Origin of the sequence: Paenibacillus aurantius, assembly GCF_032268605.1 — a bacterium.
Classification (GTDB): Bacteria; Bacillota; Bacilli; order Paenibacillales; family NBRC-103111; genus Paenibacillus_AO; species Paenibacillus_AO aurantius.
In genome coordinates, this window is the sequence record NZ_CP130318.1 from 2,395,232 (window position 1) to 2,413,880 (window position 18,649).

Below are 18,649 nucleotides of genomic sequence, written 5' to 3' on the forward strand. Positions count from 1 at the left end.
CGGGAGGAGGGAGCTTTAAATGGCTAACGAGCAGCATACCGGACTAGAGACAGAACAATCGGTAGAGCAGGTAAAAGAACAGTTGATCGAGCTGGGCAAAAAGCGTCTCTCGTTGTCGTACAAAGACATTATGGAGAGACTGGCCCCCTTCGATCAGGATCCCGAGCAAATCGATGAATTCTTCGAGCAGCTCTCGGAGCTTGGCATCGAGGTAGGCAACGAAACGGAAGAAGACGAATTGCCGATGGGCCGGGATAGAGGAGAACGGGAGGACCAGGAGAACGACGAGTTTAACTTTGATGATGACTTGTCTCTTCCTCCCGGAATCAAGATCAATGACCCCGTTCGGATGTATCTTAAGGAGATCGGACGGGTTCCCTTGCTTTCCGCCGAAGATGAGATCGATTTGGCGAAGCGGATCGAGAACGGGGACGAGGAAGCGAAGCGTCGTTTGGCCGAAGCGAACCTTCGTCTCGTCGTCAGCATCGCGAAGCGCTATGTAGGGCGGGGCATGCTGTTTCTCGACCTGATCCAGGAAGGAAACATGGGGTTGATCAAGGCCGTCGAGAAATTTGACCATATCAAAGGGTTCAAATTTAGTACCTACGCCACTTGGTGGATTCGGCAGGCCATCACGCGCGCTATCGCCGACCAGGCGAGAACGATCCGGATTCCCGTCCACATGGTGGAGACCATCAACAAATTGATCCGCGTATCCCGCCAGCTGCTTCAAGAGCTGGGGCGCGAACCTACGCCGGAGGAAATCGCCAAAGAGATGGATCTAAGCACGGATAAGGTGCGGGAGATCATGAAGATTGCCCAGGAGCCGGTTTCGTTGGAAACGCCGATCGGGGAAGAAGACGATTCGCATCTGGGGGATTTTATCGAGGATCAGGAGGCTCTTGCGCCGGCGGATGCCGCGGCTTACGAGCTGCTTAAGGAACAGCTGGAGGATGTCCTCGATACGCTGACCGAGCGGGAGGAGAACGTGCTTCGTCTTCGTTTTGGACTTGACGATGGACGGACCCGCACACTGGAAGAAGTCGGCAAGGTGTTCGGGGTTACCCGGGAGCGGATTCGCCAGATCGAAGCCAAGGCCCTGCGGAAGCTTCGTCATCCGAGCCGCAGCAAACGTTTGAAGGATTTCCTCGAATAGAACGAACGATGACCTTTTGCTAGCCGAAAGGTCATTTTTTTCACCATACAAAGCCAAGGACGGATAGGGAAACCGGGGGGAACGTATGAATCCGGATAAGAAACAAACGATAGTGGAAGAAATCGAACGCTGGCGCAGAAGCCGTCTGCTTCCGGAGCAGTACTGCGACTTTCTGCTTAATTTGTATCGCGAAGAGGACAGCGGGCAGCCCCGATCCATGAGAGAGGCCGCGCAAGCCGGGATCCGCCAAAGCCGTGGACGCCACTGGCTCCTAATATTCGGAAGTATTGGGCTTTTTTGCTTGATTGGTTTTCATTTTAACTCTTTTCCCCCGGCATTGCAAATGGCCGTTCTGGCTGTGCTGGTTCTGATTCTGTACACGGCGGGCTTTCGATACCGCGACCGGAAGCCGCTGCTATCGAGTCTTTTATTGGGCGGGGGAGCGGTCTCCCTCTTGGCAGGCGGGGTTTACTTTCTCCAAAAGGCCCATGCTCCGGACTGGGCGGTCATCGCTTTTCTGGCCGCGTGCAGCTTTCTGTGGATGCTGACGGGGCTCCTCGCGGGGCGCGGGCTCTTTCATTTCTGCGGCTGGGTGGGGCTCGCCTTGCTGTACGGGTGGTTCCTGGAGAAAAGCTTCCCCGATCTTGATATGGCAGGACTGGAGATGAGCTGGCTTCCCGTATGCCTGGTTCTGGCCTGGCTCGGCTGGCTGTTTCATTTCCGCAGCAAGGAAATCGGATCGGTTCTGCTGCTGGTCGGGTTCCTTCTCTGGTTCATGCCGGAGGCCCATGGCCTGGCTGCGACGGAGGTTCCCAAGGACTGGCTTCAGCTCGCTTTCTTTGCTAAGCTGGTGTTGGCCGGAATCGGCTTGTTTGCCTTACGAAAAAAATGGACAGAGTGGGTTGCTTAACGATGATTAATCTTTCCAAACGATTACAAACCATTGCCGGTCAAGTTCTACCCGGTCAGCGGGTGGCCGATATCGGCTCCGACCATGCGCTTCTGCCCGTCTATCTGGTGCAGAAGGGAGTAGCGCCTGCCGTGATTGCCGGTGAGGTGAACCAAGGTCCTTATCAAGCGGCAGTCCAGCAAGTGAAAGCGGCCGGACTTTCCGCCCGCATTGAGGTCCGCAAAGGAAACGGCCTGGCGGTTCTGGAGCCGGGGGAGGCGGATGCGATCACCATCGCCGGAATGGGCGGGAGCTTGATCGTGAGCATTCTCACAGAGGGGCTGAATAAGCTGGAGGGCGTTTCCCGGCTTATCCTTCAGCCGAACGTGGGGGAGGAAGCCGTCCGCCGCTTTCTGGTGGAGCAGGGATGGAAGCTGGAAGCCGAGCAAATCCTCGAGGAGGACGGCAAAATCTATGAAATTCTGACGGCGGGTAGAACCCCAGTTCCGTTAGAAGAGAATGAAAAGCTCTACAAGCCCCGGTCCGTCCGCGGCGTTTCCCTAAGCGCTGAGCGCCTGCTCGCCATGGGACCTTATCTGATCGAGGAAGGGTCCGCCGTGTTCGAGCGCAAATGGCTTATGGAAGTGGAAAAGCTGGGAAAAATCAGCCGGCAGCTGGAGGGCTCGGAACTGGACGCCTCCCGGCTTAAGCGGGACTTGCTTCAGAAGGAAGTGGCGGAGATCAAGGAGGTCATTCGATGCTTGCCAAGGGACAAACGGTAATTGGGATGATGGAGACGCTCGCTCCTAAGCATTACGCGGTGCCGGAGGACCGGATCGGCCTTCAAATAGGCACTCTGCAGAAGGACATTCAGAAGGTGCTGGTGGCTCTGGATGTAACCGATGAGGTCGTGGACGAAGCCCTGGCCGTGGGAGCCAATCTCATCATCGCCCACCACGCTGTCATCTTCCGGGCGCTCAAGAGCATCCAGACCGATACCCCGGCCGGGCGGCTCTATGAGAAGCTCATTAAGAACGATATCGCCGTGTACATCTCCCATACGAACCTGGATGTTGCGGAGGGCGGGATCAACGACATGATGGCCGACGCTTTGGGGCTGACCGGCTTGAGTCCTCTGGAGGAGCTGCACACGGACAAGCTTAAGAAGCTGGTCGTCTTCGTGCCGGTCAGTCACCACGAAGCAGTGCGCCGTGCCGTTTTTCAGGCAGGAGCCGGTTCCATCGGGGCTTACCAGGAATGCAGCTTCAACATCGAAGGAACGGGAACCTTCCTGCCGGGAGAGGGGACAAATCCTTATATAGGCCAGCCGGGCAAAAGGGAGGAAGCCCAAGAAATCCGGTTCGAAACCATTGTTCCGGAAAGCGTGGAACGCCGGGTGATCCAGGCCATGCTCAAGGCTCATCCTTATGAAGAAGTGGCCTATGATCTGTACAGCATGGATCTTAAAGGCAGAACCTTCGGGCTCGGCCGCGTAGGGAAGCTGCAAGAGCCGGTCACCTTGGCTCAGCTCGCGGAGAAGGTCAAACAGGCTTTCGACGTTCCGGCTCTGCGCCTCGTGGGAGATCCCCATAAGCAGATCAAGAAGGTGGCCGTTCTGGGAGGCTCCGGAGCGCGGTATACGCGCCATGCTCTTTTTGCCGGAGCGGATGTCCTCGTTACGGGGGATATCGATTATCATACGGCGCAGGATGCGCTTGCCGCGGGCTTGTGCCTTCTCGATCCGGGCCATAATGTAGAGAAGATCATGAAGGCGAAGGTCGCCGACTATTTGGCCGGTGAGCTGCGGGAGAAGAAATACGGCACGCTGGCGGTCGCTTCCGAGGTGAACACGGAAGTTTTCCATTTCGTCTAAGTTCCTCCATGGCAGGGATGGCAGGCATTGCAGGTTGTTTTTCATCGGGATTCCTTGTATACTAGCATTTGAGATTGGGAAGTTTGACAGACAATCGCTGGCGCTGGGCTTGTCCCATGCGCGAGAGGAAAGTCCGGGCTCCACAGGGCAGGGTGCTGGATAACGTCCAGTCAGCGCGAGCTGAAGGATAGTGCCACAGAAATGGACCGCCGATGGCGTTTATCTTCCGATAAGCGCACAGGCAAGGGTGGAACCGTGGTGTAAGAGACCACGAGGAAATTTGGTGACATCTTTCCTGGTAAACCCCACTTGGAGCAAGACCTAATGGGACGCAGTGCACCCGATGCACAGCCTTAGCCCGAGGCGCGTCCGGGTTGGTCGCTTGAGCCGTACAGCAATGTGCGGCCTAGATAGATGATTGTCGCTTCAACGGTGGGAGGGCGCATAGCCCGTTCGGACCACTGGAAGTACAGAACCCGGCTTACGGCAAACTTCTCATTATCCCTTATCGGATGAACCGGTATACAAAGAAACAACCGTCACCTGAACGGCTCTGCATGAGGCAGAGACGGCAGGGGACGGTTTTTTGTTTGATCGGCTAGAAAAGCCAGTCAAGCAGACGCTGAAGGGCGTTTCGTTCCGCGGGACGAGGAGCTGCGGCGGGAATGTTGGTGTTTACGACGGCGTTCGTCCCTTGACGGGCCATTTTGAGAGCATTGACCACGTCAATCTGGCCGTACCCGAAGTAAGGGTCCTTGCCCTTATCGCCGATGTCGATGGACGAATTCCTGAGAATATCCATGACTTGGGTATTCTTAAGCCCCGGATTCACGGACCGGATGAGGCCGGCCAAAGCGGAAACATGCGGGCTTGCCATCGAGGTGCCCGATAGAGCGGCGTACTGGTTGTGCATGTAGGTGCTGGCGATGTTAACGCCCGGCGCCGCGACGTCGATGTAATCGCCGTAGTTCGAGAAGCTGGCCTTGCGCTGGTTCGCATCCACGGCGGCGACGGCGAACACTTCCGGGTAAGCGGCCGGGTAACCGGGCTGGCCGGTGTTGTCATTGCCGCTTGCCGCAACGAGGACGACATCCTTGTCGTACGCATATTTCACGGCATCATGCAGGAAGTTCGCATCGGCGTAGTTGCCGAGGCTCATGTTGATAACCTTGGCGCCGTGATCGGCCGCCCAGATGATTCCCTGGGCCACGTTGTACGTATTCCCGGCACCGGAGCTGTCGAGTACCTTGACCGGCATAACGGGATTGTACCAGGTCATGCCGGCCACTCCCCGGCTGTTGTTCACGAGGGCCGAGATGACGCCGGCTACATGCGTGCCATGTCCTACATCATCCTGTGGAGGGGTGTTCGGGTCAAATACGTTATAGCCGGGCAGAAGGCGCCCCTGTAAATCCTGGTGGTTGACATCCACTCCGGTATCGACGACCGCGACGATGACGTCCTTATTCCCTTTGTCGATCTGCCAGCCGCGCTCGGTATCGATCAGGGGGAGGTTCCATTGGTATTTGGAGTAAAGGGAATCGTTGGGGGCGGCCGTCGTGTCCGCCAGGTTGTCCCCGTCGGCTTCGTTCGTCAGGTAAAGGTAGTGGGGCTCCGCATAATCGACATTCCATTTCTGGAAGTAGCCCATCAGCTGCTTGGCATCCATGCCGTCCGTAGCGAACACATACGTGTAACCCAGATTTTTGGCGGGGGCGGATTTGATTTCGCCTTGGATCTGCTTCAGCTGCACGTCGCTCGGCGGGGTTTTGAATTTGACGACGATTTCGTTCTTGTAGTAGTGGCTTGTTCCCTGATTGTCTTCCGGCTGGCGGACTACTTTATCCTTCAGCGTGTGGGGCTGAACCGTTTCGACCTTCCAGTTGTTGTCGGGCGGATAGGGGACGGTTCTTAAATTTTTGGCCTGCTGGGCCTGCACCTGGGAGAGCAGGTCTTCCTTGATGACCCCCACCAAAGCGGCTTTATGATCCTGGGAAGGAACGCCCAATACAAAATAAACGCCCTGGTCGTGTCGGATCGGCTCGGAGCGGTAGATGGTTCCCTGCGACGCCGTTTTCTTGGCGGTATCCAAGTAGGGCTGAATTTTGGCAGTCAGGGCTGGGGGCAGAGATCCTTCGGTGATCCCCTGGCGAAGCTCTCTATGGTTGGACGACCAGATCAGCTGCTGCATATGGGGATGGGCGGCTTTCATCTCCTTCATGCTGAGGAGCGGGGAACGGTCGGGCTCCGCGGCGATGCGGCCGACGGTCTGCTGGAAGTCCAGGGTACACTGGTTGCGGCACAGCTCGTCCGTCATGCTGACGTCGCGGTCGATAACCTGCTGCTTGGATTTAATTTCCTGAACAGCGCTTAGCGGCTTTGGCGCGGGCTGCGGCACAGGTCTTTTGTTGCGGGTGGCAAGCGGTATGACGAGCAAGCCGAGAAAGGCCAGGAAGATGGCCGACCATGCGAATTTTTTCATGCTGCTATCCCTCCAACCGGCTGGTTATTTCATTCTTAAGGGTAGGTTGGGGAACCCATGTGCATTTTATGCAGGGGCGAAGCCTTGGAAATCGTTGTATTCACGTATTACTTTTGTGTTTAATTTATGTTAGGATTACAGTATAGTCTGCTCTGTGAAAGAAACTATTGCTACCGCCTAGGAGGGTCTTACTTATGGCTATTTATAACGTAAAAAATTTGTGCGAGTCCACCCGAACGAAACTGAAGGATGCGATTGGCAAGCTAGAACAATTCCTTAACAACCAGTCCCTCTCCCAGCTTAACTCGGAGAATGATCAGGCTATGGACGAATTTTACCGCGGCTATCTGTCGGATTCCCGTCATCTTCTTGTTTTCTGCGAGGTGGCTTACGAGAAGCTTGGGGTTAGCCTCCGGAGGCCTAATTTTAATGTGGAGTATTCCGAGAAGGTGCTTTACGATGTGTACCACAACTGCGTTAACAGCTTCTTCTATCCTAAGAACGAGTGTTATTCCGAAGACGGACGCTACGCCTATACCGGGCAGGATGCCATCCGCTTCCGCAAGAAGCCTACCCGCGAGGTTCGCGATTTGACCATCGAGCTTTCCAAAATTTTCGAAGAGCTCCGCGAAGATCTGTCCTACTACGAGACCGACTACATCACCCAACGCCGCATGCAGGGCGAGAAGGTTTAATCCATAAGCCAAACCGAAGACGCCGAGCAGGCGTCTTTTTCTTTTTGCCCAGCAGGGGGAAAGGCAGCGGAGGAGGAATGTGTCAGGCATCCGTCACGGGATTAAGGGAAACCTGTAGACGGGAGGTGATGAGAATGAAGCCGTATGTCAAATGCAGCGTAGCCAATTGCACGTACTGGGGAGAAGGAAACAACTGCAAGGCCGATGCCATCATGATTGATATTGACAAGCATTCCAAAGCCCAGTACAACGAGGAATTTGCCGGAGAATCTTTTGATACCGACCACCAGGATCATGCATCCTCCGCTTCGGTCACCTGCTGCCACACCTTCGAACCGAAGAAAAAGTAACCATGCTCAAGGAGGCCTTTTTGGATGGAAAAGCACAGGATGGGCTTGGCCTCTCAAGATGATCCAATGGGCCGAAGAACGTTGGGGGACCGGGAGAGGGAACAAGAGGAAGATGTCGAATTTGCAGCGGAAATCCTTCCTCCCGCGTTCAACCGTCGGCAGGTTCCCGTGACTTCCGCCCGGGAGGATCGGAGCTGGTGGGAAAGAATCACGACCGACCGCGAAGCGGGGCGCGCTGCTGTCACCATGTCGTGGGTGGCGCTTGTGACGGCGCTGGCTTCGTTGTTCGTGATTCCGTCCGTACTGGGAATCGCAGCTGTGGCGTTCGGGGCGATCGCCTACGCGAGCGGGGCCCGGAAGCGTTCCGTCTGGGCAATGATCATTGGCGGGGTTTCCATGATCAGCTACTGGATGCTTGTTCCGTATTATGCTTAAAAGCAGGCCATTCCGGCTTGCTTTTTTCTTTTGGTTCTAAAGAGCATGGCTTACGGCCCATAATTCATAACTTTTCGACATCATCCAACAAAAAGATATGGAAGATTATAGGCGACCGTGATATACTTTTTGGTATCAAAGGAAATGAGGACAACCATGAGCATAGATCCGCGTATCATGAAACAACTGCTGCAGCTGCAGATGACGAGCCGAATGGACTGGGCTTCCGGCTCTACGGCTAGCGAGATCCCTTCTGACGGAGATGCTGGTTTTGCCGGTATGCTTCAGCTTCTGTTGCAGACTTCATCGGTCGAGCCGATGCCGGCAGGCCCGGCCCCTATCCCGAATTATTCCGTTCTGACGGGTGCCGAAACAGGTAAAACGGCGGGTTCCGTTCCGTCCCTGCTAAAGCCAGGCCTTCCCCCTTACCAAAAAAGCACCCCTTCCGCCTACAATGAGCTTATCGAGGAAGCGGGAGCGAAATACGGGGTAGCCACGCCTCTCATTAAGGCGGTCATCGACCAGGAATCTTCCTTCCAGGCCGATTCGGTTTCGTCTGCCGGAGCCAAAGGATTGATGCAGCTGATGGACGGTACGGCCCGGGGCCTCGGGGTAACGGATTCTTTTGATCCGCGCCAGAATATTGACGGGGGGACGCGTTTTCTCGCTTCTCTTCTTAAGAAATATAACGGAAATGAAGGAACCGCCTTAGCCGCTTACAATGCCGGACCCGGAAGGATCGACCGTCTGGGCATTACGAATGATGCGGAGCTGAGGGCCAATTTCGGAAGCCTGCCTAGGGAAACGCAGCATTATGTCAATCGGGTATTGGATTTAAAGGGCAAGTATCAAGTATAATAAGCAGGGAGAGGAAAGATCACTCGATGGTCTTTTTTTCTTTTTATGTGCCCGATTCTCGTACAAGGGAGTATACTTATGCTGTATTTGGATTACTGCGCCACCACACCTCTTCATGAAGAGGTGGCGAATACAATAGCCGACGTAATGAGAAAGCATTACGGCAATCCTTCCTCTCTTCATCATTTGGGATTGGAGGCGGAAAGGCTCGTAACCAAAGCCCGTGAAGTTATCGCCGAGGCCCTTCATTGCCGGCCGGGCGAGATTGTGTTTACTTCCGGCGGAACGGAGAGCAACAACCTGGCTGTCAAAGGCGCTGCGCTGCAATACCGGGAAAGAGGCAAGCATCTGATTACAAGCGGGATCGAGCATGCTTCCGTTTATGAAAGCTTCAAGCAGCTGGAAAGCCTCGGCTTTGAGGTGACCTATCTGCGAGCCGACGAAACGGGCACGATTCGGGCGGAGGACATTCGGCAGGCCTTGAGGGAGGACACCATACTTGTCAGCCTCATGCACGTCAATAATGAAACAGGCCGAATCCAGCCAACCGCTCAAATCGGCAAAATGCTGAGGGACCATCCCCGCGTCCTCTTTCACGTGGATGCGGTTCAAAGCATCGGCAAGCTGGACATGTCCCCGCAAGGCCTTGGAGCCGATCTTCTGTCCGTCTCCGCCCACAAGATCCACGGACCCAAAGGAGCCGGGGTTCTCTATGTGAGGGATGGGGTTCATCTGACACCTATCGTAACAGGGGGCGGACAGGAATCCGGCAGACGGTCGGGTACCGAGAACGTTCCTCTCGTCGTGGGAATGGCCAAGGCGGTTCGGCTCGCAACGGAGCACCAGCCAATGAACACCGCCAAGCTGTACAAGCTAAGGGAACGCATGGTGAAGGGGTTGGAGGCTATTCCTGGAATCCGGTTGACCGGTTCCCGCTATCCGGGGGATATGGCTCCTCATGTCATCCATTTGACCTTGGACGGACTAAGAGCCGAGGTGGCCGTTCACGCCATGGAAGAGCGCGGCTTCCTGATCTCTACCCGTTCCGCCTGTGCATCGGGAGAGATCAGCCCGAGCCGGGTTCTTCTTGCTATGGGCATGGATCCGGAGAGGGCATCAAGCGGGCTCAGGATCAGCTACCCCGCCGATTTAAAGCCTGAGGACGCCGACCGGTTCGTTCGTTCGCTGGCCGAAACGACGAAGAGGCTGGCAAGAGCCTGAACCGGGCGAGCCCTTCGACATTGTAAACAGGAGTTGAATGTGATGCAGCCTGAAGCCGTCATCGTCCGGCTGGGGGAGCTGACCTTGAAAGGAAGGAACCGCCACCGGTTTGAGCGCAAACTAAAGGACCAGCTGCAGGCGCTGCTTGTTCCTTACCCTAAGATCGGACTGAAGCAGGAATTCGGAAGAATCTATATCGAATTGAACGGAGAGCCGTACGAAAAGATAGCCGAAGGGTTGGACAAAATCTTCGGACTGGTTTCTTACAGTCCCGCTTACCAAAGCGAGATGGATCTGGAAGCCATCCGCGCCAAAGGGCTGAACCTGGTTAAATCGGAAGTAAGAGGGGAGGCCACCTTCAAAGTTTCCGTGAACCGGGCCAATAAACAGTTCCCCTACCCATCGAATGAGCTTAGCCGTCTCGTCGGGGGATATATCCTTCGGGGAATGGAATCCTTGAAGGTCGATGTGCACAACCCGGAAATAGAGCTTAACGTGGACATCCGCCAGGAGGAGGTCTATCTGTATACCCGGACCGTTGCCGGCACGGGGGATATCCGCTCGGCAGCAACGGCAAAGCCATGCTGATGCTTTCCGGAGGCATAGACAGCCCGGTAGCCGGGTGGCTGGCCATGCGAAGGGGATTGGAGGTGGAGGCGGTCCATTTCCACAGCTATCCTTACACGAGCGAACGGGCGAAGCAGAAGGTCGTCGATATTACGAGGAGGCTGTCTCAATATACCGACCGGATTAAGCTTCATCTCGTTCCTTTTACCGACATTCAGACGAACTTGAATGATCAGGGGCAGGAAAATCTGATGATCACGCTGATGCGGCGATCCATGTTCCGGATCACCGAGAGGCTTGCCTCCCGTTCCAAGGCGGGAGCGGTCATCACGGGAGAAAGCCTGGGGCAAGTGGCGAGCCAAACGCTTCCCAGCCTCCATGCCATCGGAAAGGTGGCGGCGCTTCCTATCCTTCGGCCGCTGATCATGATGGATAAGGCGGAAATTACCCATTGGTCCGAGCACATTGGAACCTATGAAATTTCCATTCTCCCTTACGAGGACTGCTGTACGTTGTTTGTCCCCAGGTCTCCGGCCACCAATCCGAACATCAAGGTGCTGGACCGGATGGAGGCTTCAATGGAATGGCTTGAGCAAGCGGAAGAGGCCGCCGCCGAGAGGACGGAGACCTTGTATATCCGCTGGAACGAGAAGCAGGAATTTGATGAATATTTCTAGTGCCTTATCCGCAAGTGAAGTTCTGCTTTCCTATTAATTTCCGTGCGCATACAGAGGTTTTCTCGCCAACAAAGTTACCGGATAAGGCACCAGAATGCTGCTGATTCCGCTAATGGATATTTTTTTTGAAACCTTTTGGCTCCGGTTACGTATGAGAGGGGATCTCTCGGGCCTTTAGGTCTTCAATCTGTTGGGCAAGCAGAAAATCCTTGCCTGTTACCCCATGGCTCTCGTGAGTCGTTAACGTCACGGTAACCTTGCGGTAACGGATAAGCAGGTCGGGATGGTGGCGGTCCTTCTCCGCGTATTCCGCTATCCGGTTCACAAAATCGATGGCTTCCGGAAAACCGGCCAGCTCGAACGTCTTGTGCAGGGCATTGTCCTCGTACTTCCAGTGAGGAAGCTTTCCCAGATAGACCGAGATTTGTTCTTCGGACAGTTTGGACATGGGAGTCACCTCTTCCTTTTCTTTGTCCTGAGCCTTACGGCTATACCATTATATACCCTATCTTGCCGCACCGAACACAGGAGGTCATTAACCGATGTTGGAATGGTTTCTGCTTTTTTTGCAAATTATGCTGATTAACATCGTCCTGAGCGGAGACAACGCCGTTGTCATTGCTTTGGCGAGTAAGAACCTTCCTCTGGAACAGAGAAAGAAAGCGGTTTGGTGGGGAGCGGTCGGTGCCATCGGCCTGCGTCTCATCCTAACGATTGCCGCTGTTGGCCTGCTGCAGGTGCCTTATATCAAGGCGGCCGGATCCCTCCTGCTGCTCTATATAGCCGTTAAGCTGCTGATTGATGACGAGGGAGAAGCCAAAGTAAAGGAAGCTTCCTCCTTGGGGAAAGCGATCTGGACGATCATTCTGGCGGATTTCGTTATGAGTCTGGACAACGTTCTGGCCATTGCGGCAGCCGCTCAGAATAATATTACCGTCATTATTCTAGGGATTGGGCTCAGCATCCCGATTATCATATGGGGAAGCAACCTCGTGATGCGTCTTCTTCATCAGTACCCGGTGCTTGTTTTTCTCGGGGCGGGAATCCTTGGGTACACGGCGGGAGAAATGTTCATGAAAGACGAGATCGCCCTGCACTATATGCATGGAGAGATGATCCACTGGCTGCTGCCTATCGGTCTTGCTCTGTTCGTCATCGCCTTTGGAATCGTGAACAAACGCCTCAAAAAAGGTTGATACCAAAGCTTGTTCCTTCCCCGAGGTTCGTGGGGGGACAGGCTTTTTTTGTTGGATTAGGAGTTGGGGAGAGGGAGATAAACGGTCAGACTTTTTCTGGCATTTTCCCGCTTTTTCCGCTACACTTGAAGCATACGCATGTCGAATTCGGTCTCTTTCGGAGGGATAAGGATGGCAAGAAACAACTACTCCGCCGGTCTTCTGCTAATTGGCATCGCCGTGGTGCTTCTTCTCGGGAAACTGGGCGTGTTCAGCTTTATCGGCAGCCTCTTCTGGCCTTTACTCGTTCTGGCAGCCGGACTGCTTCTGCATTATCTGTACTTCAACCGCGTGCTCCCATCGGGCGTTCTGGTCCCGGGAGGGATGCTGATCACTTATTCGGTTCTGTTCCTCTTCTGCAACTTGTTCGGGTGGGGAACGATGGCGTACTTATGGCCCGCTTTCCTGCTTGGGATAGCCGTCGGCTTGTACGAGCTCCACCTATTCGACCGCAACGGCGCGGGGCAGGGGGCTTTGACCGGAGCTGTGGTACTTGGGATTATATCCGCCGTATTATTTGGAATCACCTTGCTTTTTGCCATCGGAATCTATGCCATTGCCCTTCTCCTTATCGCGGCCGGCTTGTGGATGGTTCTCGGGCGACGCGGCCGGAGTTGGTAGGCGGGGTTGTGCTTGCTATTTTCAGCCATTTGCAGTATGATAAGTTTAAATGTCAAGCGTCGGCGCTGAGTCCGGCGCTTGTTTTGTGATAAGCCAACCAGAAAGGGTTTGAAAATACATCATGCATTCAAGAGACAAAATCCGCAATATCGCTATTATTGCTCACGTCGACCACGGCAAAACGACCTTGGTGGATAAGCTGCTGCAGCAGTCCGGTACTTTCCGGGAGAACGAAGCCGTCCAAGAGCGCGCCATGGATTCCAATGACTTGGAACGGGAGCGGGGAATCACCATTCTGGCCAAGAACACGGCCATCAATTACAAGGATTTCTTGATCAACATCGTCGATACTCCAGGACACGCCGACTTCGGCGGTGAAGTGGAACGCATTATGAAAATGGTAGACGGTGTTCTGCTTGTCGTGGACGCCTTCGAGGGCTGCATGCCTCAGACGAAATTTGTTCTGCGCAAAGCGCTGGAGCAGAACCTGAAGCCGATCGTCGTCCTGAACAAAATCGACCGTCCGAACGCCCGCCCGGCTGAAGTGGTGGACGAGGTGCTGGATCTGTTCATCGAGCTTGGCGCGAACGACGAGCAGCTGGAGTTCCAGGTCGTGTACGCATCCGCCCTGCAGGGAACCTCCAGCCTGGATCCGGAGAAACAAGACGACAACATGGGAGCTCTCTATGAGACCATCGTCGAGCATATTCCTCATCCAACCGAAAGCACCGAGGAGCCTCTTCAGTTCCTCGTTACCCTTATGGATTTCAACGAGTATCTGGGACGTATCGCCGTCGGCCGGGTTAACCGCGGAGTGATCCGTCAGGGACAATCCGTAACCGTTATGACCCGCGAGGGTGGAATGAAGCAGGCCCGGATCGAGAAGCTGTTCGGCTTCCAGGGCTTGAAGCGGGTTGAGGTCGAAGAGGCCGGGGCAGGCGACATCATCGCTCTTGCCGGAATCAAGGACATCAACATCGGAGAGACGATCGCCGATCCGAACAAGCCGGAAGCTCTTCCGGTCCTGAAGATCGATGAGCCGACGCTTCAGATGACCTTCCTGGTCAACAACAGTCCGTTCGCAGGCCGCGAAGGCAAGTGGGTGACGTCCCGGAAGCTGCGCGAACGTCTCTACAATGAGCTGGAGACCGACGTGAGCCTGCGTGTCGAAGAAACCGACAGCCCGGATGCGTTCATCGTTTCGGGCCGTGGCGAGCTTCACCTGGGCATTCTCATCGAGAACATGCGCCGCGAGGGCTTCGAGCTGCAGGTTTCCAAGCCGGAGGTTATTATCAAGGAGATCGACGGCCAGAAAATGGAGCCGGTCGAGCGCCTGATTATCGATGTTCCCGAAGAAAGCATGGGAGCCGTTATGGAAAGCCTCGGAACACGCAAGGCCGAAATGGTTAACATGGTTAACAACGGATCCGGTCAGGTTCGCCTGGAATTCCTGATCCCGGCCCGCGGCCTGATCGGCTACCGGACTTACTTCCTGACGCTTACCCGTGGTTACGGGGTTATGAACCATGCCTTCGACAGCTATGGCCCTTACTATGGAAGCAACGTCGGCGGCCGTCATCAAGGCGTTCTGGTATCGAGTGAGACCGGCGTATCCACCCTTTATGGAATCCTCTCAATCGAGGACCGCGGGATTCTGTTCCTGCAGCCGGGCACGGAGGTTTACGAAGGCATGATCGTGGGAGAGCATACCCGGGATAATGACATCATCGTGAACATCTGCAAAGAGAAGCAGCTGACGAATATCCGCTCGGCGGGTAAAGACGACACCGTGAAGATGAAGACCCCTCGTCTGTACAGCCTGGAAGGCGCTCTGGAGTATTTGAACGATGATGAATACTGCGAAGTAACGCCTAAATCGATCCGCCTGCGCAAGAAAATTCTTAACAAGAACGAGCGCGAGCGTGCCGAGAAGCATCGCAAAATGGCGGAAACCAACGTTTAATTTCCGTCTGGGGAGGGATTCCGCATGGAATGGCTCGGAGCACACCCTTTGATTTCTTACCTCATAATTTACGGCTTGATGACATATGTCTACAATAAGGTGTTTCGGGTGCGCAAGCTGCCGATCCTGAAGGACCTCATCGTGTACCTGATGATTGCGTTCGGAGCCTTTATTCTGTATCTGTTTCAGTTTACCATCGGGCTCCCGATCATCTATTGCATGGCCGCTGCCGTTTCCTTGATGCTTATCGTGCGGATCCGTTATTTCATAACGGGGCTTGCCGATCGGCGGAGGCAGCAGTAGGATGACGACTTATTGGCTAACACCGGCGGATACGACGGACTTTCTTGTTCTAGAAAAGGATCGATTTGCTTGTGAACCTGTCGAGGAAGTCGCTGCTTTCCGGGAGAAGCTCACGTCGATTCATCCGCGCCTGCTCATGCTTTTTAAAGCGGGAACTCTTCTTTCCGACGAAGAGCCTTCGGTCTGCGGATCGGCTGGTCATGAGCTTCAATGGGATAACGGGAAGCCTATTGAGTTTGACGGGTCTTCCTATGTTCTCTCCTCTTGTGCGGAGGCTTTTCTCGACCGCCTTCCATCCGTAGAAGAGGTGCGGGCTGGACTGGACCAAGCTCTTCTGCGAACGGGGTGGACGCCGATTCAGCAAATGTGGCTTGCCAGCATGAAAGAATGGACAGCCTCCGGGAGGCGAGTCCTCTTGATCAAGGAGGATGGAAGTTGAACGTTCAGGATGCGCTCTTTAACTGGCTTCAGATCAAACTGGTGCAAGAGGCCCGTCCGGATGACGGGGCCGCGAAGGAAACCGTCGATTTCTTCGAACAAATTTTGCGGGAAGATCATAAGATGACAGTATTCGAAGTGGTCCGGACCGATGACACGATGGTTCATATTCAATATGAAACCGATGGAAGGAAGAAACTTCAGATGTTCGATCGGGAGGCGGCCGAACGGCTTCTGGCGGATATTGAGGCCAATCCGAAGTATAACGAGTAGGACCGGCCTGCTGGTTTACCGGCATCGGACTGTGTTATACTTGTAGCGTAGTCATCCGGAAGGAGGGTTTGCCTATGGCGGAAACGTTAACGGCTTTAACCGATCAACAGCTTCCTATGCTCCAGAAAGAGAAGTTTGTCCTTCTTAGTACCATTGATGCAGAGACCGGAGCGCCCAGCGTCAACGCGATTTCCTGGGTTTATGCCATGGGCCCGGACCGCCTGCGGTTCGCCGTGGATCAACGTTCCCGCATCATCCAGAACGTACAGGCTCACGCTCAAGCCGCCATCACGTTTTTTGGCGGCGGTTCGGTTCACACGGTGAACGGAACCGCGAAGCTTGTCGCCGAGCAGCTGGATGGAGTCCCCATTAAGCTGGCCTGCGTGGAGGTGGAGGTTGCCTCCGTCCGCGACGTGATGTTCTACGGCTCGCGCATTTCCGTAGAGCCGCAGTATGAGAAAACTTATGACAAGCGTGCCGCCGAGAAATTGGACGGACAAGTGTTTCATGCCATGAACAAAGCCTAGCTGCATTCTGCCAGCTAGGCTTTTGTCTTTTTGGGGTAGGTTTTTGGGGAAAGGAGTCGGTTTATTGCGGAATATTGCCTCTGGATTGAACATCCCGCGGAAATTGAGGCATGATGCGGCCGATCAGGTCACCCAATTCTTCCGCAAAACCGGCTACCGGCCGTCCGTTCTGAACGTCGGTCCGCATCTCCCGGATTCTCTGGTTGAGGTCCAAGTCGGCCGTCACGAGGGCATTCACCCCGCGGGGATCCTTCTTCAATGCTTCGGCTACCGTATATTTGACGGTGTCGACTTGGGCCCGGTCGAGCGTAGGAGGGACGTTAATTCCGACTATGGCGGTGTTGCCGACAACCACACAGTTGACGCCTTGCACGTTGGGCAGCCGGGAAGCGAGTTCCTCCAAACGGGAGGCCGTTTGGCGGGGATCCTCATTGGCAATGGCAGGGTCCTGGGAAAGAATCCGGGTCCCGTTCATGGGAGACTTGGCGGAAGGAGCTCCGTTCTTAACCGTAGGGGTACAGGCGGATAGGACCACCAAGGCAGCAAAGCCGACCAGAATGGGCTTCAAGGGTCTCAAGGGCTTCAAGCTTCATCTTCCTTTCTTGAGTAGGCTAAGATAAGGCTAGTTTGTCCTGGCCGGCTTGATCTATGTATGGCGGTGGCAAGTCACCGCCGCCCTTGCTTTGAATACGTCATGCACTTGGGGGAGACAGCCATATGAAGAAAATTTACGTGCTCGATACCAACGTTCTTCTGCATGATCCCAAAGCGGTTTATGCTTTTGAGGATAACGATGTAGTCATTCCCGCCGTCGTGCTGGAAGAGATCGATTCCAAGAAACGGCTAGCGGACGAAATAGGGCGGAATGCCCGCTACGTCTCCCGTTTGCTGGATGGGTTCCGTTCCGTGGGACACCTCTACGACGGCGTTCCTCTCGAAGGCGGGGGGACCTTGAAGGTAGAACTCAATCACCGGAGCTTTCAGAAAATGCAGGATGTGTTCAGCGAGCTGAACAATGACAACCTGATTTTGGCGGTGGCGCTGAACTATCATCAGGAAGAGCAGGAGAAGGAGGAGCCGAAGCCGGTTATCCTCGTCAGCAAGGACACGCTTGTCCGGATTAAGGCCGATGTTCTGGGCATCACCGCCCAAGACTATCTGTCGGATCACCTCGTGCCCTTGCCTGACATGTATATGGGCTGCGTGACTTTGATGGTGCACCCTTCGGTTATCGATGAATTTTATTCCTATCGAAAGCTGAGCGTGACGAGCCTGAACTTGAAGTACCAGCTTCATCCGCATGAATTCGTCATCCTTAAGGATGAAATGGGCACGACCAAATCCGCTCTTCTTAAGGTGGATTCCGAAGGAAGGAAGCTGGAGCCGCTGTACTTGAGCAACGACCCCATCTGGGGAATAAGCGCGAGGAATGCGCAGCAGAGAATGGCTCTGGAGCTCCTGCTGAACGACGACATTCCGCTGGTGACGCTGACGGGGAAAGCGGGGACCGGCAAAACCCTTCTTGCCCTGGCAGCCGGATTGATGAAAATCGAAGACGAGCATAAATACAAGAAGCTGCTGATCGCCCGCCCGGTCGTACCCATGGGCAAGGATCTGGGGTATTTGCCGGGGGAGAAAGAAGAGAAGCTGAGGCCTTGGATGCAGCCGGTTTACGATAATCTGGAATTTCTGTTCGATACGAAGAAACCGGGAGATATCGAGAAGATCCTGGCGGGAATGGGCAGCATTCAGGTTGAGGCTCTGACCTATATTCGGGGCCGGTCCATACCTGGGCAGTTCATCATCATTGACGAGGCCCAGAACCTGTCCCGGCATGAGGTGAAAACCATCGTCTCGAGGGTAGGCGAAGGAAGCAAAATCGTGCTTATGGGCGATCCCGAGCAGATCGACCATCCTTACCTCGATGCTTCGAGCAACGGCTTGACTTACGTGGTGGAGAGGTTCAAGGATCAGTCGGTGAGCGGCCATATTACGCTGGAGCGTGGCGAGCGTTCCCACCTGGCGGCGGACCTGCTATAGAGCCAAGCGCTGCGAGGGAGCGGCTCTTCCGATAATGGAAATCAAA

At 54.8% G+C, this 18,649-nt stretch carries 22 protein-coding genes and 1 other RNA gene; 20 read left to right on the forward strand and 3 right to left on the reverse strand.

The annotated features are described in order from the left end of the window. Positions 1-19 precede the first annotated feature (19 nt). The 5 genes from rpoD (at position 20) to rnpB (ending at position 4,417) form a co-directional block, all read left to right on the forward strand. Entirely contained in the window at positions 20-1,156 is a 1,137-nt protein-coding gene (gene rpoD, locus MJA45_RS10760; RefSeq protein ID WP_315607254.1) for an RNA polymerase sigma factor RpoD, read from the forward strand. An 85-nt stretch (positions 1,157-1,241) separates the two neighbouring features. Beyond that, a complete protein-coding gene (locus tag MJA45_RS10765; RefSeq protein WP_315607255.1) occupies positions 1,242-2,066 on the forward strand; it encodes a hypothetical protein in 825 nt (274 codons plus the stop codon). A 2-nt stretch (positions 2,067-2,068) separates the two neighbouring features. After that, positions 2,069-2,827 (forward strand): tRNA (adenine(22)-N(1))-methyltransferase, encoded by a 759-nt coding sequence (locus tag MJA45_RS10770; protein ID WP_315607256.1) that lies wholly within the window; start codon positions 2,069-2,071, stop codon positions 2,825-2,827. Then, on the forward strand, positions 2,803-3,918 hold the full coding sequence (locus MJA45_RS10775; RefSeq protein WP_315607257.1) for a Nif3-like dinuclear metal center hexameric protein: 1,116 nt from the start codon (positions 2,803-2,805) through the stop codon (positions 3,916-3,918). The genes MJA45_RS10770 and MJA45_RS10775 overlap by 25 nt, the downstream gene beginning before the upstream one ends. A gap of 78 nt (positions 3,919-3,996) precedes the next feature. Further along, positions 3,997-4,417: RNase P RNA component class A (gene rnpB / locus MJA45_RS10780), an RNA gene on the forward strand. Positions 4,418-4,516: 99 nt separating this feature from the next. Here rnpB and MJA45_RS10785 read toward each other — a convergent pair. Next, positions 4,517-6,400, reverse strand: coding sequence for a S8 family peptidase (locus tag MJA45_RS10785; RefSeq protein ID WP_315607258.1), 1,884 nt, complete (start codon positions 6,398-6,400; stop codon positions 4,517-4,519). Positions 6,401-6,594: 194 nt separating this feature from the next. Between MJA45_RS10785 and MJA45_RS10790 the strand changes: the two genes are divergently transcribed. The 7 genes from MJA45_RS10790 to MJA45_RS10820 all read left to right on the forward strand — a co-directional run bounded on the left by MJA45_RS10790 (position 6,595) and on the right by MJA45_RS10820 (position 11,203). Then, positions 6,595-7,095, forward strand: coding sequence for a YpuI family protein (locus tag MJA45_RS10790; RefSeq protein ID WP_315607259.1), 501 nt, complete (start codon positions 6,595-6,597; stop codon positions 7,093-7,095). Positions 7,096-7,229: 134 nt separating this feature from the next. Continuing rightward, positions 7,230-7,445, forward strand: coding sequence for a DUF1540 domain-containing protein (locus MJA45_RS10795; protein WP_315607260.1), 216 nt, complete (start codon positions 7,230-7,232; stop codon positions 7,443-7,445). Between the two features lie 24 nt (positions 7,446-7,469). Continuing rightward, entirely contained in the window at positions 7,470-7,880 is a 411-nt protein-coding gene (locus MJA45_RS10800; protein ID WP_315607261.1) for a hypothetical protein, read from the forward strand. Positions 7,881-8,057: 177 nt separating this feature from the next. Continuing rightward, positions 8,058-8,738 carry a lytic transglycosylase domain-containing protein gene (locus MJA45_RS10805; protein ID WP_315607262.1) on the forward strand — a complete coding sequence of 227 codons (681 nt, stop codon included), beginning with the start codon at positions 8,058-8,060 and terminating at the stop codon, positions 8,736-8,738. Positions 8,739-8,816: 78 nt separating this feature from the next. Beyond that, positions 8,817-9,959 (forward strand): cysteine desulfurase family protein, encoded by a 1,143-nt coding sequence (locus tag MJA45_RS10810; RefSeq protein WP_315607263.1) that lies wholly within the window; start codon positions 8,817-8,819, stop codon positions 9,957-9,959. Positions 9,960-10,001: 42 nt separating this feature from the next. Further along, on the forward strand, positions 10,002-10,547 hold the full coding sequence (locus MJA45_RS10815) for a THUMP domain-containing protein (RefSeq protein ID WP_315607264.1): 546 nt from the start codon (positions 10,002-10,004) through the stop codon (positions 10,545-10,547). After that, the gene (locus MJA45_RS10820; RefSeq protein ID WP_315607265.1) at positions 10,541-11,203 is read left to right on the forward strand and encodes a tRNA sulfurtransferase; all 663 of its coding nucleotides are present in this window, start codon (positions 10,541-10,543) and stop codon (positions 11,201-11,203) included. Before MJA45_RS10815 ends, MJA45_RS10820 begins: the two co-directional genes overlap by 7 nt. Positions 11,204-11,348: 145 nt before the next feature. Here the strand turns inward: MJA45_RS10820 and MJA45_RS10825 are convergent, their stop codons facing one another. Continuing rightward, the gene (locus MJA45_RS10825; protein WP_315607266.1) at positions 11,349-11,651 is read right to left on the reverse strand and encodes a 4a-hydroxytetrahydrobiopterin dehydratase; all 303 of its coding nucleotides are present in this window, start codon (positions 11,649-11,651) and stop codon (positions 11,349-11,351) included. A gap of 94 nt (positions 11,652-11,745) precedes the next feature. On the opposite strand from MJA45_RS10825, the gene MJA45_RS10830 reads away from it, so the two are divergent. From MJA45_RS10830 to MJA45_RS10860, 7 genes are all read left to right on the forward strand, one after another. Then, complete coding sequence (locus MJA45_RS10830; protein ID WP_315607267.1) at positions 11,746-12,399, forward strand: TerC family protein; 654 nt, start codon at positions 11,746-11,748, stop codon at positions 12,397-12,399. Positions 12,400-12,570: 171 nt separating this feature from the next. Next, a complete protein-coding gene (locus tag MJA45_RS10835) occupies positions 12,571-13,059 on the forward strand; it encodes a hypothetical protein (protein ID WP_315607268.1) in 489 nt (162 codons plus the stop codon). A gap of 121 nt (positions 13,060-13,180) precedes the next feature. After that, positions 13,181-15,022 carry a translational GTPase TypA gene (gene typA / locus MJA45_RS10840; protein WP_315607269.1) on the forward strand — a complete coding sequence of 614 codons (1,842 nt, stop codon included), beginning with the start codon at positions 13,181-13,183 and terminating at the stop codon, positions 15,020-15,022. Positions 15,023-15,046: 24 nt separating this feature from the next. Continuing rightward, entirely contained in the window at positions 15,047-15,325 is a 279-nt protein-coding gene (locus MJA45_RS10845; RefSeq protein ID WP_407083123.1) for a YlaH-like family protein, read from the forward strand. Position 15,326: 1 nt separating this feature from the next. Continuing rightward, a complete protein-coding gene (locus MJA45_RS10850) occupies positions 15,327-15,764 on the forward strand; it encodes a hypothetical protein (protein ID WP_315607271.1) in 438 nt (145 codons plus the stop codon). Further along, positions 15,761-16,036, forward strand: coding sequence for a hypothetical protein (locus MJA45_RS10855; RefSeq protein ID WP_315607272.1), 276 nt, complete (start codon positions 15,761-15,763; stop codon positions 16,034-16,036). Before MJA45_RS10850 ends, MJA45_RS10855 begins: the two co-directional genes overlap by 4 nt. 74 nt (positions 16,037-16,110) lie before the next feature. After that, positions 16,111-16,563, forward strand: coding sequence for a pyridoxamine 5'-phosphate oxidase family protein (locus MJA45_RS10860; RefSeq protein WP_315607273.1), 453 nt, complete (start codon positions 16,111-16,113; stop codon positions 16,561-16,563). A 61-nt stretch (positions 16,564-16,624) separates the two neighbouring features. On the opposite strand, the gene MJA45_RS10865 is transcribed toward MJA45_RS10860, so the two are convergent. Further along, the gene (locus tag MJA45_RS10865; RefSeq protein WP_315607274.1) at positions 16,625-17,149 is read right to left on the reverse strand and encodes a YhcN/YlaJ family sporulation lipoprotein; all 525 of its coding nucleotides are present in this window, start codon (positions 17,147-17,149) and stop codon (positions 16,625-16,627) included. A 131-nt stretch (positions 17,150-17,280) separates the two neighbouring features. On the opposite strand from MJA45_RS10865, the gene MJA45_RS10870 reads away from it, so the two are divergent. Further along, positions 17,281-18,603: a PhoH family protein gene (locus MJA45_RS10870; protein WP_315607275.1), complete on the forward strand. Its 1,323-nt coding sequence runs from the start codon at positions 17,281-17,283 to the stop codon at positions 18,601-18,603. Positions 18,604-18,649 lie beyond the last annotated feature (46 nt).

Coding starts and splice junctions, on each gene's coding strand:
- rpoD (WP_315607254.1), top strand. CDS start 20: ATGGCTAACGAGCAGCATACCGGACTAGAGACAGAACAATCGGTAGAG.
- MJA45_RS10765 (WP_315607255.1), top strand. CDS start 1,242: ATGAATCCGGATAAGAAACAAACGATAGTGGAAGAAATCGAACGCTGG.
- MJA45_RS10770 (WP_315607256.1), top strand. CDS start 2,069: ATGATTAATCTTTCCAAACGATTACAAACCATTGCCGGTCAAGTTCTA.
- MJA45_RS10775 (WP_315607257.1), top strand. CDS start 2,803: ATGCTTGCCAAGGGACAAACGGTAATTGGGATGATGGAGACGCTCGCT.
- MJA45_RS10785 (WP_315607258.1), bottom strand. CDS start 6,400: ATGAAAAAATTCGCATGGTCGGCCATCTTCCTGGCCTTTCTCGGCTTG.
- MJA45_RS10790 (WP_315607259.1), top strand. CDS start 6,595: ATGGCTATTTATAACGTAAAAAATTTGTGCGAGTCCACCCGAACGAAA.
- MJA45_RS10795 (WP_315607260.1), top strand. CDS start 7,230: ATGAAGCCGTATGTCAAATGCAGCGTAGCCAATTGCACGTACTGGGGA.
- MJA45_RS10800 (WP_315607261.1), top strand. CDS start 7,470: ATGGAAAAGCACAGGATGGGCTTGGCCTCTCAAGATGATCCAATGGGC.
- MJA45_RS10805 (WP_315607262.1), top strand. CDS start 8,058: ATGAAACAACTGCTGCAGCTGCAGATGACGAGCCGAATGGACTGGGCT.
- MJA45_RS10810 (WP_315607263.1), top strand. CDS start 8,817: ATGCTGTATTTGGATTACTGCGCCACCACACCTCTTCATGAAGAGGTG.
- MJA45_RS10815 (WP_315607264.1), top strand. CDS start 10,002: ATGCAGCCTGAAGCCGTCATCGTCCGGCTGGGGGAGCTGACCTTGAAA.
- MJA45_RS10820 (WP_315607265.1), top strand. CDS start 10,541: ATGCTGATGCTTTCCGGAGGCATAGACAGCCCGGTAGCCGGGTGGCTG.
- MJA45_RS10825 (WP_315607266.1), bottom strand. CDS start 11,651: ATGTCCAAACTGTCCGAAGAACAAATCTCGGTCTATCTGGGAAAGCTT.
- MJA45_RS10830 (WP_315607267.1), top strand. CDS start 11,746: ATGTTGGAATGGTTTCTGCTTTTTTTGCAAATTATGCTGATTAACATC.
- MJA45_RS10835 (WP_315607268.1), top strand. CDS start 12,571: ATGGCAAGAAACAACTACTCCGCCGGTCTTCTGCTAATTGGCATCGCC.
- typA (WP_315607269.1), top strand. CDS start 13,181: ATGCATTCAAGAGACAAAATCCGCAATATCGCTATTATTGCTCACGTC.
- MJA45_RS10845 (WP_407083123.1), top strand. CDS start 15,047: ATGGAATGGCTCGGAGCACACCCTTTGATTTCTTACCTCATAATTTAC.
- MJA45_RS10850 (WP_315607271.1), top strand. CDS start 15,327: ATGACGACTTATTGGCTAACACCGGCGGATACGACGGACTTTCTTGTT.
- MJA45_RS10860 (WP_315607273.1), top strand. CDS start 16,111: ATGGCGGAAACGTTAACGGCTTTAACCGATCAACAGCTTCCTATGCTC.
- MJA45_RS10870 (WP_315607275.1), top strand. CDS start 17,281: ATGAAGAAAATTTACGTGCTCGATACCAACGTTCTTCTGCATGATCCC.